Below are 13654 nucleotides of genomic sequence, written 5' to 3'. Positions count from 1 at the left end.
CGGCGCGGCGTGGCACCCTGGTCACCGTGTCCACGCTGCGCGACCTCGCCGAGGAGCACACCCGTCTCCGTCCGGCCGACATCGACCACCTGCACCGGATCGCCGGTGACTGGCAGCTGCTCTCCGATCTGTCCTTCGCCGATCTGCTGCTCTGGGTGCCGGTCGACGCCGAGGGCACGTTCCTCTGTGTCGCCCAGGTCCGTCCGACGACCGCGCCCACCGCGTACCAGGACGACCAGGTGGGCCGGATCATCGGCGGCTCGGAGGTGGCTCACCTGGGGGTGGCCTACTCCCAGGGGCGGATCTGGCGGGAGGGCGACCCGGTCTGGTACGGCGACGTGCCGGCCCGGCACGAGGCGATCCCGGTCCGGCTGCGCACCGCCGACGGCGAGGCCGGCGAGGTGATCGCGGTGGTCGGCCGGGACACCAACCTCTCCACCGCGCGGACGCCCAGCCAGCTGGAACTCAACTACCTGACCACCGCCGACGACCTCGCCCAGATGATCGCCGACGGCACCTTCCCGCCACCCCGGCACCCGGGCGAGACCACCTCCGCCCCCCGCGTCGGTGACGGCCTGGTCCGGTTGGATGCCGGTGGCAAGGTCACCTACGCGAGCCCGAACGCGCAGTCCGCGTACCGCCGGTTGGGCTACGCCTCCCACCTGGTGGGGGAGGACCTGGCCGCGCTGCACCGCCGGCTGGCGGGCGACCCGCTGGACGGCACCGAGGCGGCGAACGGCATCCTGGCGGCGTTGCGCGGCGAGGCGCCGCCCCGGCGGGAGATCGACGCCCGCGGGGCCACGATGCTCACCCGGGCCCTGCCGCTGATGCCCGCCGGCGTGCCGATCGGCGCGCTGGTGCTGGTGCGGGACATCACCGAGGTCCGTCGTCGGGACCGGGCACTGATCACCAAGGACGCCACCATCCGGGAGATCCATCACCGGGTGAAGAACAACCTCCAGACGGTGGCCGCGCTGCTGCGGTTGCAGGCCCGCCGGGTGGCCATGCCGGAGGCCCGGGTCGCCCTGGAGGAGTCCGTCCGCCGGGTCGCCTCGATCGCTCTCGTGCACGAGACGCTCTCGATGTCCAGCGACGAGGCTGTCGAGTTCGACGGCATCGTCGACCGGGTCGCCAGCGCGGCGACCGAGGTCGCGGCGACCGAGGTGAGCGTCGGCATGCGCCGTAAGGGCAGCTTCGGCGTACTGCCCGCGGAGATCGCCACGTCGCTGGTGATGGTCCTCAACGAGTTGCTGCTCAACGCCGTCGAACACGGCTTCCCGCCGGCCGACGAGACGGACGACGCGCCCGTACCGCAGACCTCGGGCGTGGTGCCGGCCGCCGTCGCCGAGGGCGATCCGTCGGCGCGGCCGGAGGTGGTGGTCTCGGCGCACCGGTTCCGCAAGATGCTGCACGTCTCGGTGACCGACAACGGGCGCGGCCTGCCCCCCGAATTCGACGCCGAACGCGGCAGCCGACTCGGTCTCCAGATCGTGCGGGCACTGGTCACCGGCGAGCTGCGCGGCACCATCGAGCTGCGCGCGGGTGCCAAGGGCGGCACCGAGGCGTTGCTCGTCGTCCCACTGGCCCGCAACGCCCCGGACGGCCGCTCACAGGGCTGAGCCGCCGTCCGTTCGGTGTTGTCGCAGATGGGCGCGGCTGGCCGAATGAGCGTGATGCCTGTGAGTCATCTAGATGACTCACCGGCATCAGCCTTTTCACCGCGGGCCCGGCCTCGCCTCGTGGGCGATCAGACCGACGACCGACGCGGTCCGGCCGTTGACCGATCGCTCAGCGGCCGGTCAGCAGCGCGACGGTCAGGCCGGGGCGCTGCCAGACCTGCGTGACGGTGAAGTCGGTGCGGAGCGCGTCGCCCTTGGCGCCGGGCACGGCGGCCAGCGGCTCGGCGTGCCGGCCGGCGACGACGAGCCACACCCGCGTCGTACCGGCCAGACACTGCGCCGGCTGGGGGCACTCGGCCGCCCACAGGTCGCCCCGGCGCACCTCGTCCTCGGTGACCAGCACGTCGCGTGGTGGGTCGTCGAGGTGGTAGTCGATGCCGAGATCCAGGAAGAGCCAGCTGTGCCGGGGCGAGTAGACCACCGCGTCCCCCGGGCGTTGGCCGTCGGCGATCACCCGTGCGGCCCCCGCGTAGTCCACGGGCGCGCTGCGCGGCCACTCGTGGGTCCGCCGCAGCGCGGTCTGGTCGGGCAGGCCGAGCAGCGCGGCCAGGACCACCACGACGACCGCGGCCGGCGCGGTCACGGCGGCCAGCGCCGCACCGGCCAGCAGACACGCGAACGGCACCACGAAGACCAGGTACCGGGGCACCCACAGGGGTACGACCGTGCCGGCGGCGAAGAGCAGCAGCACGGGCAGCAGCACCGCGCTCACCGGCAGCAGAGCGCGCCGCCCGAGCCGGGCCGCGCCCAACGCGGCGACCCCGACCAGCAGACCGCCCACCACGCTGCTCTGGGCCACGCCGCCCGGCAGCGCGGTCAGGTCGTCCAGCCGGGCCAGGTGGACCCAGTTCAACTGCCGGGACTGCTGCGTCCGGGCCTTGAGCAGCAGCGGACCGGCCAGCAGTGCGGCCGGCAGCACGGCGACCAGCCATCGCCACACCCGCCGGTCCCGCTCGACGGCGGGACGGTCCCGGCTGGCGGTGAGGTGGTTCGGGCTGGCGGCGACGCGGTCCGGGCTGGCGGTGGGGCGGTCCGGGCTGGTGACGCCGGCCTCGGCGGGTCCGCGCCACCAGGCGATGAGGACGACCAGCGCGTGGGCGGCGAGCACTGTGAGCGCGACCAGGTGGATGAGCCCGAGAGCGGCGACGGCGACCGCGTAACCGGCCCACCGGGCCCAGCTCGGTCGGCGCAGCGCGGTCACCAGCAGCACTGTGGCGAGCATCGCGAGCATGGTGGCCAGCGCGTACGGGCGGGCCTCCTGCCCGTAGCGGGAGGTGCCGGGGAGCACCGCGAACAGCAGCCCGGCGAAGAGGCCGGCACGTCTGTCGACCAGCCGCGCGCCGAGCACGGCGAGCAGCCCGGCGGCCACTGTCATCGCCACCACGGCCGGTATCCGCAGGGCGATTGTGGAGTCGCCGACGACAGTGCTCCAGACGTGCATCAGCAGGTAGTACGGCCCGGTGGCGGCGTCGATGGTGCCGGCCAGCCGGACCAGGTCGCCGGGCGAGCGGGTGGCCGCGCTCCACGTCGCCAGCTCGTCGCGCCAGAGCTGGGCGGAGCCCAGCCCGGTCACCGTCACCGCCAGGGTGAGCAGCGCCGGGGCGAGCCAGACCGGCAGACGACGCAGGCGCTCCCACGCCGCCCCGGCCGACTCGGACAATCCACCCACGGTCCGAGCCTGCCACGACCAGGTGGGCCCGTGATGTGGGATCCAGCACGCGGACATTGGCCGGCCCCCATGGGGTGTGGCAGCATGGGCCCCATGACCGCCGCAGTCGTCCGCCGCTTCGTGGCTCGTCGCCACGTCGATTACGGCCGCGTGCGCAGCGCGATCTGTCCGGCCTACTGACGACGCCCGACCAATCCGTCTCGGGCGCGCTCCGCGCCGGCTGTCTGAAGACACCGTTGTCCCGCCCGCCTCGCGGGCCGGCCGTCGCGCCCCGCGTAGCCCGAGGCACAGCAGACAACGGAGGTCGCCGCGATGGCGGTCAGCAGCATCCCGCCCCGTTCCGAGGACCCGACGACCCGCCCGGCCCGGGCGCCACGCCGGCCCCGGGGTGAGGGTCAGTGGGCGCTCGGCCACCGCGAGCCCCTCAATCCCAACGAGCGGATCAAGAAGGACGACGACCCGCTCAACGTCCGGACGCGCATCGAGAACATCTACGCGCGCGGCGGCTTCGCCTCCATCGACCCGCAGGATCTGCGTGGCCGTTTCCGCTGGTGGGGCCTCTACACCCAGCGCAAGGCCGGCATCGACGGCGGGCGCACCGCGGTGCTGGAGCCGCACGAGCTGGAGGACGAGTTCTTCATGCTCCGGGTCCGCATCGACGGCGGCCAGCTCAGCCTGGCTCAGCTGCGCGTGGTCGCGGACATCTCCCGGGAGTTCGCCCGGGACACCGCCGACATCACCGACCGGCAGAACATCCAGTACCACTGGATCCGCGTCGAGGACATGCCGGAGATCTGGCGCCGGCTGGAGTCGGTCGGCCTGCAGACGACCGAGGCCTGCGGCGACTGCCCACGGATCGTGCTGGGCAGCCCGGTCGCCGGGGTGGCCCGCGACGAGCTGGTCGACCCGACTCCGGCGATCGACGAGATCGTCGCCCGGTACGTGGGGGACAAGCAGTTCTCCAACCTGCCCCGCAAGTTCAAGACGTCCATCTCCTGGCTGGTCGACACCCCGTACGAGTCGAACGACATCGCCCTTCTCGGCGTCGACCACCCCGAGCACGGCCCCGGCTTCGACCTCTGGGTCGGTGGCGGGCTCTCCACCAACCCGATGCTGGCCCAGCGGCTCGGCGCCTGGGTGCCGCTGGCCGAGATCCCCGACGTGTGGGCCGGCGTGGTCGGGATCTTCCGCGACTACGGCTACCGCCGGCTGCGTAACCGGGCCCGGTTGAAGTTCCTGGTGGCCGACTGGGGCGTGGAGCGGTTCCGGGAGGTCCTGGAGAAGGAGTACCTGGGCCGTACGCTGCTCGACGGCCCCGCCCCGGAGCTGCCGGCGAAGCCGATCGACCACGTGGGCGTGCACGAGCAGGCCGACGGGCGGCACTACGTGGGGGCCGCCCCGGTGGTCGGGCGGGTCTCCGGTGGGCAGCTCGCCCAACTGGCCGACGTGGCCGAGGCGCACGGCAGCGACCGGGTGCGGCTCACCCCGTACCAGAAGCTGCTGGTGCTCGACGTGCCGTCGGAGCGGACGGAGTCGCTTGTCGACGCGCTGCGCGGGATCGGGCTGGAGGCCCGGCCGTCGGCCTGGCGGCGCGGCACGATGGCGTGCACCGGCATCGAGTACTGCAAGCTCGCCATCGTCGAGACGAAGGCCCGCGGCGAGGAGCTGGTGGCCCGGCTGGAGCAGCGGCTGCGCGACTTCGACGCGGACATCTCGATCCACATCAACGGCTGCCCGAACGCCTGCGCCCGCACGCAGGTCGCGGACATCGGCCTCAAGGGTCAGCTGGTGGTCGGCCCGGACGGCCGGCAGGTGGAGGGCTTCCAGGTGCACCTGGGCGGCGGCCTGGGCATGGCCCAGGGGCAGACGGCCGGTTTCGGCCGCAAGCTGCGCGGCCTGAAGACCACCGCCGACGAGCTTCCGGAGTACGTGGAACGGCTGGCCCGCCGCTACCTGGCCGGTCGGAGCGAGGGCGAGACGTTCGCCAACTGGGTGATCAGAGTCGACGAGGAGGAACTGCGATGAGCAGCGAGAACCGAGCGGCACCCCTGTACTGCCCGTACTGCGGCGAGGAGGACCTGCGGCCGCACGAGGCGGGGCACGGCGCCTGGGAGTGCCACGCCTGCGCACGGGTCTTCGCGGTGAAGTTCACCGGGCTGCTCTCCCGGGCGGTGACCCGATGAGCCTCGTCTCCGCTGCCAACCTGCGCCTGGTCGGTCCGGGCGCTCAGACGTCGACCGAGCCGGCCGGGCGCAACCCCGACGAGCTGCGGACGCTGGCCGAGCACGCGGCCCGGGACCTGGAGGGCGCCCCCGCCCTGGAGATCGCCCGCTGGGCTGCGCAGACCTTCGGTGACCGCTTCTGTGTCACCAGCTCGATGGCCGACGCCGTCCTGGCCCACCTGGTGTCCCGGGTCGCCCCGGGGGTGGACGTGGTCTTCCTCGACACCGGTCTGCACTTCCCGGAGACGCTGCGGGTCCGCGACGAGGTGGCCCGGACGCTCCCGGTGAACGTCCGGTCGATCCGGCCCCGGCTCACGGTGGGGCAGCAGGACGGTCAGTACGGCCCGCGACTGTTCAACAAGTCGCCGGACGACTGCTGCCAGCTGCGCAAGGTGGAGCCGCTGGAGCGGGCGCTGTCCGGGTACGACGCCTGGGCCGCCGGTCTGCGCCGGGACGAGTCGCCGACCCGGGCCAACACGCCTGTGGTGACGTTCGACGCGCGGCGCGGCAAGGTGAAGGTCAACCCGATCGCGGCGTGGTCGCAGGGGGACGTGGACGCCTACATCGCCCGCTGGAACGTCCCGGTCAACGAGCTGTTCAAGCAGGGCTACGGCTCGATCGGCTGCTGGCCGTGCACGCGGCGGACGAAGGCCGGGGAGGACCCCCGGGCCGGGCGGTGGGCCATGTTCGAGAAGACCGAGTGCGGGCTGCACGTCTGACCCCGTCACCGACGAACCCGACCGGCCCGGACGCGGCCGGCGGGGCGGCCCCGGTGGTGCTTGTCGCGCACGGCAGCCGGGATCCACGAGCGGCCGAGGCCACCCGGGCGCTGGCCCGGGCGGTGTCGGCCGCCCGGCCCGGCCTGTCGGTGTGGGCGAGTTGGCTGGACCACACCGAGCCGGGACCGACCGAGGTGCTGCGCGAGCTGGCCGAGGCGGGGCATCCGCGCGCGGTTGTCGTGCCGCTGCTGCTGACCGCCGCGTACCACCACCGGGTGGACATTCCGGCGGCCGTCGCCGCCGCGACGCAGGCCGGACCTCCACTGTCGGTACGGGTCACCGACGTGCTCGGCCCGGCGGACGGAACGGTGTCGCCGGCGCTGCTGGCGGGGCTGCGCCGTCGGCTCGGCGAGGTTGGCCCGGGGCGCTTCGACGCGCTGGTGCTGGCCGCCGCGGGCACCCGGGACGCGCGGGCGCGCGGTTCGGTGGGCCGGGTGGCGGACGCGCTCGGCGTCGAGTTCGGGGTGCCCTGCCGGGTGTCGTACGCCTCGGCGGCCCCACCGGCGACCGGTGTGGCAGTGGCCCGCCTGCGGGCGGCTGGCGCGCGCCGGGTGGCGGTGTCCGCGTACTTCCTCGCGCCGGGCCTGTTCCACGACGCGGTGGCCGACTCGGCACGGGCGGCCGGTGCGGTGGCGGTCGCGGCCCCGCTGACGGACGCGCCCGAGCTGGCCGAGCTGGTGCTGCGCCGGGTCGACGGCCGGGGCGCGCTGGCACCGACAGGTTGACGGCTCAGCCGGTTTGGCCAGGCACGGGACAGCAGTACGCCCCGGCAGGCGGACCTGCCGGGGCGTGCAGCTGTGTCGTTGGGGGAATCAGGCGGAGTGAGCGCGCAGCACCCGGAGGCCGCCGCGCCGCTTCACAGCGCGCCGCTCCTCCTCGCTCATCCCGCCCCAGACGCCAGCGTCCTGACCGGACTCGAGCGCCCACTGCAGGCACTGGTCGGTCACGGAGCAGCGCCTGCAGACGGCCTTGGCCTGCTCGACCTGCAGGAGAGCCGGTCCGGACGTCCCAATCGGGAAGAACAGCTCCGGGTCCTCGTCGCGGCAGACAGCATGGTGACGCCAGTCCATGGCGGCAACACTCCTCATTCTGGATGGGTGGCAATTTATTGCGGGTAGTGCTTTTCCTATATGCATCCGCATTGCCTATGGTGACCGTTCGCGTCTGACCATTCGGCAGTGCGTGAGCAGGCGGTTAGCCTCGGAGACCTGCTGGAACAGCTCAACCTGACGAGCATATCCAGGCAATGTCCCGGTAACTCAAGTTCGCTTGTGAATACTTTCACGAACGCTCGTGATGTCAAGGGTGACGCTCGGAAAAACTCCAAGCGGTGAGCAAGCCCACAACCCATTTGTCCGGGTTCCAGTGCGTTCCTGGTTACCCGCCGTGCCACAGCCGAGGATCAATATAGTACAGTCCGCGTGACATTGCTGACATTTCCGGCACCTGCCCCTCGGTGTGGCGGCGCCCGCCGGTGCGGTTGCGGCGCCGCGTCGACCAAGGGCAGTACCCGAGACCTAGCAGATTACTCTGAGTGCGGCCGGAATGGATGTGAATCTGACTTTCTCCCGCTCGCCAAGATAGTCGCCGTCCAGCTGGAACGCCTGCGGACGGCTGGAGAGCAGGGTGAACTCCGCCGTGTCATGGAGTCGTAACACCTGACGACCGCTCGGATCCGGCCGCCGGGACAGGAACTGAGTGACTGTCCGTGTTGTGCTAGCCACCCGGAGCTGACGCAGTGCCAGCACGTCGAGGCCGAGATCGAACGACGCTTCCGGGTTCGGGTTGACCTCGCGGTCGCCCAGGTACGTCCACGGAGCGGTGTTCTGGATGATGACGGTGGCCAGCTCCTCCTCCGCCGGCTCACCCGGTCGCTCCAGACTGATCGCCGGATGCCGCCGGTCCGAGGCGAAGAAGTACTGGTTCATGATCGAGCGCAGGTAGAGCCCCGGCGTCGAGACCCGCCCCTTGCGCCGTGCCTGCTCCACCCGGTGGATCACCGCGGCGTCCAGGCCGAACCCGGCGCAGAAGGTGAAGTAGCGGTCGTCCGCGCGGCCCAGCCCGACCGTGCGGTGCCGGCCCAGGCGCAGCCCTTCGAGGATCATGCTGGTCGCCTCCGGCCACTCCCGGGGCAGGCCCACCGCGCGGGCGAACACGTTTGTCGAACCGCCCGGAACGGTGGCCAGCGCGGGCAGCCGCTCCGCCATCGACGCGCCCTCGGCGCCGGCTGGCGGTTCGGCCGACATCAGGCCGTTCACCACCTCGTTCACCGTGCCGTCGCCACCCAGGGTGACGACGAGATCGACCCCCTCGGTGGCGGCCTCCCGGGCCAGCGCCATGGCGTGCCCCCGGCGACGGGTGTAGCGCACACTGAGGTCGACTTCGCTGCGCAGCGCCCGGACAAGCACGTCCCGGCTGCGTTCGCTGGTGGTGGTGGCCTTCGGATTGACCACCAGGACGGCCCGCATGGGCGGCACTGTACCTCTCGGTAGCCCGGGTATCGTGGCGCGCGTGACCATCGACTCGGCCCCGGTTCCCGTCACACTCCGCTGGGCGGTGCGGCTGCTCTGGGCGGAGGCGGTCGCCGTCGGGCTGATCGCGGTCTGGCTGGTCTGGGCCGACCTCACCGCCACCACCACCGACCTGGCGTCGGCGTTGCTGGTGACCGCGTTCGCCGTCGGGGCGGCCGTCGCGCTCTGGGCTCTGGGCCGCGCGCTGCTGCGCCGACAGGCCGGCGCGCGGGCCCCCGCGATCGTCCTTCAGCTCATGCTGCTGCCGATCGGCTGGTTCATGATCCAAGCCGGGCTGGGTTGGCTGGGCGTACCGCTGATGGCGCTCGGCCTGGGCGTCGGCTGGCTGCTCGTCAGCCCGCCCACCACGAAGGCCCTCGGCTTCGAGTGACCCCGCCGCACGGCCGCAGGGCAACGGGTTCGCCCGCGGCCCCGGCCGGGCGGGGCCGGCGGGGCGTGTCGGTCAGTAGCCGCCGGAGCGGCGGGTGAGCAACGAGATCGTCGCCCGGCCGTCGGAGGCACCGGCGGACGCCGACGTGGTCAGGGCGGTGAGCACCTTCCAGGCGAAGGACGACTCGGCGGGCAGCGTCGCCCCGCGCACGGTCGGCACGGTCACCTCGACGGTCAGCGCGTCGTTGGTGACCGAGAACCGGCACTCCAACTCGGCGTCGCGGGTGGCGATGGCGAGCAGCATGGCGCACGCCTCGTCGACAGCGATCCGCAGATCCTCGATCTCGTCGAGCGCGAACTGCAACCGGGCCGCGAGACCGGCGGTGGCGGTGCGGAGCACGCCGAGGTAGCCGCCGTCGGCGGGCACCGTGAGGTGCACCACGTCGTCGTCGGTCGCTGGCTGGCCGGTCAGTTGAGTCACGCCTCATCCCCCCGGTCGGGGACTCTACCCGGTCAGTCGTTCGGGCGCGTGTCGGCGGCCTCCGCCTGAGCGGCGAGGTCTCGCAACGCGTCACCGCTGAGCCGGTAGGGGACCCACTCGCTCATCTGCTCGGCGCCGATCGAGGCGTAGAAACCGGCAGCCGGATTCCACTCGATCATCCACCACTCCAGCCGCCGGTAACCCCGTCGTACGCAGATGTCGGCAAGCGTGGCGAGCAGCAGCCGGCCTGCGCCGGTGCCCCGGGCAGCCGGTGAGACGTAGAGATCCTCCAGGTAGATGCCGTGCACGCCGGCCCAGGTGGAGAAGTTGAGAAACCACAGCGCGAAGCCGATCGGCCGGTCGTGCTCGTCGACCGCGACGTGGCCGAAGAGCGCCGGAGCGGTCGTACGACTACTCCAGTTCGGCGCGTCTGACGCCGCGCCTCGACCTGGAGTAGTCGGGAACAGCGCCGAGGTGAGCTGCTCGGTGGTGAGGTGGCACTGGTCGGGAGCGCGTTCGTACTCCGCCAGCTCGTGCACCATGGCGACGACGGCCGGCACGTCCTCGGGACGTACCGGCCGGATCGTCGGGATGACCGGGTCGGTCACGCCTTCTTGGTCTCCCAGAAGATCTTGGCGATCTCGTCGATCTTCGCGAGGAGCTTGTCGGCGGTGGCCGGGTCGAGGCTGCCCTTGACGCCACCGGCGCCGGCGAGCTTGGTGGCCTCGTTGAACAGGGTGTGCAGGTTCGGGTACTTCTCGAAGTGCGGCGCCTTGAAGTAGTCGGTCCAGAGCACCCACAGGTGGTGCTTGACCAGCTCGGCGCGCTGCTCCTTGATGATGACCGCCCGGGTACGGAACTCCGGGTCGGTGTTCGCCTGGTACTTCTCGCAGATCATTTTGACCGACTCGGCCTCGATCCGGGCCTGGGCCGGGTCGTAGACGCCGCACGGCAGGTCGCAGTGAGCGCTCGCGGTGACGCGGGGCGCAAGGATGCGCGGAAGTCGCATCGGGATCCTCCATGGGAAGTTTGCGATGATCAAAGGCGACATTACTCCTGAGAATGCTCCCCGAACCGGGTGGAGGTGAAACCAGTGCGAGCCGATCACCCGGCGGAGACGCCGCACCTGCGCGGGCCGCTGACGCCCGTTTCGGTGACCGGCCCGTCCATGGCGCCGACGCTGCGGCACGGCGACGCGGTGCTGGTCCGCTCGGGCGGGCGCCCGATCCGGCCCGGTGACGTGGTGGTCGCCGTGTTCCGCACGCGTCCCGAGCTGCTGGTCGTGAAGCGGGCGGTACGGCCGCAGGACGGCGGCTGGTGGCTGCGCGGCGACAACGATCTGGTCACCGACGACTCCCGTGCGTACGGGGTGGCGGACGTGCGCGGAAGGGTGGTGTTCCGCTACTGGCCCCGCCCCGGACGGGTGCCCCGTCGGCCGTTATGACCCTGCTCACATCCGAGGGGCAGTGCCGACACTATGCTCGGAAAGTGCCCGGGTGACCCCCCGCACCGCGTGCCACCGCTCGCCGCCCACCTCGCGGCCGGGCCCGGCCGCCCCGTCTGCTCGACAGATCCTGGAGTCACCGCCATGTCTTCGTCCTCCGTGGACCCTGCTGATCCCGTCTTCCAACTGCACCGCGGCGGCAAGATGGCCGTCGCCTCGACGGTCCCGCTCACCAGCCGCGAGGACCTCTCCCTCGCGTACACCCCGGGTGTCGCCCGGGTGTGTGAGGCGATCGCCGCCGACCCCGACCTGGCCGACGACTACACCTGGGCGTCGCACGCCGTGGCCGTCGTGACCGACGGCTCGGCGGTGCTCGGGCTCGGCAACATCGGGCCGCGCGCCGCGCTGCCGGTGATGGAGGGCAAGGCGGTGCTGTTCAAGCAGTTCGCGGGGGTGGACGCGGTGCCGGTCTGCCTGGACACCCAGGACGTGGACGAGATCGTCGCGGTGGTGCGGGCGCTGGCCCCGTCGTTCGGCGGCATCAACCTGGAGGACATCAGCGCGCCGCGCTGCTTCGAGGTGGAGCGGCGACTCGACGAGGCGCTGGACATCCCGGTCTTCCACGACGACCAGCACGGCACCGCCATCGTGGTGCTCGCCGCGCTGCGCAACGCCGCCACCCTGCTCAACCGCAAGCTCGGTGACCTGCGGGTCGCGGTGAGCGGCGCGGGCGCGGCCGGCGTGGCCGTGACGAAGATGCTTGTCGCCGGTGGGGTCAACCCCGACCAGGTGGTCGTGTGCGACTCCAAGGGGATCATCGGCCGGCACCGCGACGAGCTGACGGGCACCAAGGCCGAGCTGGCGGCGAGCACCAACGCCGACGGCCGCCAGGGCGACATCACCGAGGCGCTGCGCGACGCGGACGTGCTGATCGGGGTCTCCGGCGGGCAGATCCCCGAGGCGGCCGTCGCTCAGATGGCCCCGGGCGGGATCGTGTTCGCCCTGGCCAACCCGACTCCTGAGGTGCACCCCGAGGTGGCCGCCCGGCACGTCGCGGTGGTCGCCACCGGCCGCAGCGACTATCCCAACCAGATCAACAACGTGCTGGCGTTCCCCGGCGTGTTCCGGGGCGCGCTGGATGCGCGGGCCACCCGGATCACCGAGGGGATGAAGGTCGCCGCCGCCGACGCCATCGCCGGCGTGGTGGCCGAGTCGCTGACCGCCGACGCGATAGTCCCGTCGCCGCTCGACCCGCGGGTCGCCCCGGCCGTCGCCGAGGCCGTCGCCGAAGCGGCCCGCCGCGACGGAGTAGCCCGCCGGTGAACGCGACAGCGCGGCCCGCCGGCGTGGCGCGGCGGTAGGCGCGACGGCAGGAGCCCCGCCGCCAGGCGCGGCGCGGTGGCCCGGGGTACACGTGACGGCGTGGCCCGGTGGCGGGCCCCTTCTTAACGGGCGCTCAGCTTGTTACCGTGCCGATCATGCGTGCCGCCTTCGCCTCCCGCCTCGACGATGCCGATCCGCTCGCCGCCCTCACCGTCGGTGAGCGGCCCGAGCCGACCCACCCGGAGGACGACTGGGTGACCGTGCAGGTGCGGGCCACCTCGCTCAACCACCACGACCTCTGGTCGCTGCGCGGGGTCGGCCTCACCGACGCCCAGCTGCCGATGATCCTCGGCTGCGACGCGGTCGGCGTGGACGAGCACGGCAACGAGATGGTCGTCTACCCGGTCGTCGTCACGCCGGGTGACCCGCGCGGGGTCTCCATCCTGTCCGAGCACTTCGCCGGGACGCTCGCCGAGCGGGTCGCCGTACCCCGGTCGAACCTGATCCCCCTGCCCGACGGCATGGCGGCGACCGACGCGGCGTGCCTGCCCACGGCCTGGCTGACCGCGTGGCGGATGCTGACCACCAAGGGCCGCGTCGCGGACGCCGACAGCGTGCTGGTGCAGGGCGCCGGCGGCGGCGTCGCCACCGCGGCCGTCGCGCTCGCCCTCGCGATGGGCAAGCGGGTGTACGCGACCAGCCGGGACGCCGCCAAGCGGGAGCGGATCACCGCCCTCGGGGCGACCGCCCTGGAGTCCGGTGCCCGGCTGCCGGAGCGGGTCGACGTGGTGATCGAGACGGTGGGCGCGGCGACGTTCGACCACTCGTTGAAGTCGGCCGCGCCGATGGCCCGGATCGTGGTCTCCGGCGCCACGGCCGGCCACCAGCCGTCGGTCAACCTGCGCCGGGTCTTCGCCATGCAGCTGGAGATCCTGGGCACCTCGATGGGCACGCCGGGGGAGCTGTACGAGCTGCTGGCGTTCTGCGCCGAGAACGAGGTCCGTCCGGTGATCGACGCCGTGGTCCCGTTCAGCCGGGTCGAGGACGCCTTCGCCCGCCTGCACTCCGGCGACGCCTTCGGCAAGATCGTCATCGATCACACCGCCTGACCCGCTTCCCTCTCGCGATCTTGCACTTTCTGTCGACGATTCACGGAA

General features: G+C 72.4%; 15 protein-coding genes. 9 read left to right on the top strand and 6 right to left on the bottom strand.

Features of this window, described 5'->3' with window-relative positions:
- Window positions 1-26: 26 nt before the first annotated feature.
- Window positions 27-1619 carry a histidine kinase N-terminal domain-containing protein gene (locus ACLQ27_RS08235; RefSeq protein WP_425866178.1) on the top strand — a complete coding sequence of 531 codons (1593 nt, stop codon included), beginning with the start codon at window positions 27-29 and terminating at the stop codon, window positions 1617-1619.
- A gap of 169 nt (window positions 1620-1788) precedes the next feature.
- On the opposite strand, the gene ACLQ27_RS08230 is transcribed toward ACLQ27_RS08235, so the two are convergent.
- A complete protein-coding gene (locus tag ACLQ27_RS08230) occupies window positions 1789-3348 on the bottom strand; it encodes a glycosyltransferase family 39 protein (RefSeq protein WP_425866176.1) in 1560 nt (519 codons plus the stop codon).
- Window positions 3349-3660: 312 nt separating this feature from the next.
- On the opposite strand from ACLQ27_RS08230, the gene ACLQ27_RS08225 reads away from it, so the two are divergent.
- From ACLQ27_RS08225 to ACLQ27_RS08210, 4 genes are read left to right on the top strand one after another with little or no spacing between them, the layout of a single operon-like run.
- Window positions 3661-5373, top strand: a complete 1713-nt coding sequence (locus ACLQ27_RS08225; protein ID WP_425866174.1) for a nitrite/sulfite reductase — start codon at window positions 3661-3663, stop codon at window positions 5371-5373.
- Window positions 5370-5531: a hypothetical protein gene (locus ACLQ27_RS08220; protein WP_234588653.1), complete on the top strand. Its 162-nt coding sequence runs from the start codon at window positions 5370-5372 to the stop codon at window positions 5529-5531. Before ACLQ27_RS08225 ends, ACLQ27_RS08220 begins: the two co-directional genes overlap by 4 nt.
- On the top strand, window positions 5528-6289 hold the full coding sequence (locus tag ACLQ27_RS08215; RefSeq protein ID WP_357574678.1) for a phosphoadenylyl-sulfate reductase: 762 nt from the start codon (window positions 5528-5530) through the stop codon (window positions 6287-6289). The genes ACLQ27_RS08220 and ACLQ27_RS08215 overlap by 4 nt, the downstream gene beginning before the upstream one ends.
- Window positions 6286-7074 carry a sirohydrochlorin chelatase gene (locus tag ACLQ27_RS08210; RefSeq protein WP_357574739.1) on the top strand — a complete coding sequence of 263 codons (789 nt, stop codon included), beginning with the start codon at window positions 6286-6288 and terminating at the stop codon, window positions 7072-7074. The genes ACLQ27_RS08215 and ACLQ27_RS08210 overlap by 4 nt, the downstream gene beginning before the upstream one ends.
- An 87-nt stretch (window positions 7075-7161) precedes the next feature.
- Here ACLQ27_RS08210 and ACLQ27_RS08205 read toward each other — a convergent pair whose 3' ends face one another.
- Together ACLQ27_RS08205 and ACLQ27_RS08200 are read right to left on the bottom strand one after the other, a co-directional pair.
- A complete protein-coding gene (locus tag ACLQ27_RS08205; protein WP_007072794.1) occupies window positions 7162-7419 on the bottom strand; it encodes a WhiB family transcriptional regulator in 258 nt (85 codons plus the stop codon).
- A gap of 447 nt (window positions 7420-7866) precedes the next feature.
- Window positions 7867-8817, bottom strand: coding sequence for a diacylglycerol/lipid kinase family protein (locus tag ACLQ27_RS08200; RefSeq protein ID WP_357574679.1), 951 nt, complete (start codon window positions 8815-8817; stop codon window positions 7867-7869).
- On the opposite strand from ACLQ27_RS08200, the gene ACLQ27_RS08195 reads away from it, so the two are divergent.
- Window positions 8816-9250, top strand: a complete 435-nt coding sequence (locus ACLQ27_RS08195; RefSeq protein WP_255787659.1) for a hypothetical protein — start codon at window positions 8816-8818, stop codon at window positions 9248-9250. The genes ACLQ27_RS08200 and ACLQ27_RS08195 overlap by 2 nt on opposite strands.
- A 72-nt stretch (window positions 9251-9322) precedes the next feature.
- Here the strand turns inward: ACLQ27_RS08195 and ACLQ27_RS08190 are convergent, their stop codons facing one another.
- Genes ACLQ27_RS08190 through sodN form a run of 3 tightly spaced genes read right to left on the bottom strand, consistent with a single transcriptional unit; the run spans window position 9323 to window position 10739 of the window.
- Window positions 9323-9730, bottom strand: coding sequence for an ATP-binding protein (locus ACLQ27_RS08190; protein WP_234588647.1), 408 nt, complete (start codon window positions 9728-9730; stop codon window positions 9323-9325).
- A 32-nt stretch (window positions 9731-9762) separates the two neighbouring features.
- Window positions 9763-10338 (bottom strand): GNAT family N-acetyltransferase, encoded by a 576-nt coding sequence (locus ACLQ27_RS08185; RefSeq protein ID WP_357574680.1) that lies wholly within the window; start codon window positions 10336-10338, stop codon window positions 9763-9765.
- Window positions 10335-10739, bottom strand: a complete 405-nt coding sequence (sodN, locus tag ACLQ27_RS08180; protein ID WP_007464694.1) for a superoxide dismutase, Ni — start codon at window positions 10737-10739, stop codon at window positions 10335-10337. The genes ACLQ27_RS08185 and sodN overlap by 4 nt, the downstream gene beginning before the upstream one ends.
- An 84-nt stretch (window positions 10740-10823) precedes the next feature.
- Between sodN and ACLQ27_RS08175 the strand changes: the two genes are divergently transcribed.
- The 3 genes from ACLQ27_RS08175 to ACLQ27_RS08165 all read left to right on the top strand — a co-directional run bounded on the left by ACLQ27_RS08175 (window position 10824) and on the right by ACLQ27_RS08165 (window position 13606).
- Window positions 10824-11174: a S26 family signal peptidase gene (locus tag ACLQ27_RS08175; protein WP_357574681.1), complete on the top strand. Its 351-nt coding sequence runs from the start codon at window positions 10824-10826 to the stop codon at window positions 11172-11174.
- Window positions 11175-11318: 144 nt separating this feature from the next.
- Window positions 11319-12497, top strand: a complete 1179-nt coding sequence (locus ACLQ27_RS08170; RefSeq protein ID WP_357495862.1) for an NAD(P)-dependent malic enzyme — start codon at window positions 11319-11321, stop codon at window positions 12495-12497.
- A 146-nt stretch (window positions 12498-12643) separates the two neighbouring features.
- Window positions 12644-13606 (top strand): zinc-binding dehydrogenase, encoded by a 963-nt coding sequence (locus ACLQ27_RS08165; RefSeq protein WP_234588641.1) that lies wholly within the window; start codon window positions 12644-12646, stop codon window positions 13604-13606.
- The last annotated feature ends 48 nt before the right edge of the window (window positions 13607-13654 follow it).

Origin of the sequence: Micromonospora sp. DT63, from assembly GCF_049841615.1 — a bacterium.
Lineage (GTDB): Bacteria > Actinomycetota > Actinomycetes > Mycobacteriales > Micromonosporaceae > Micromonospora.
This window is presented reverse-complemented; position numbering and strand designations above follow the sequence as displayed.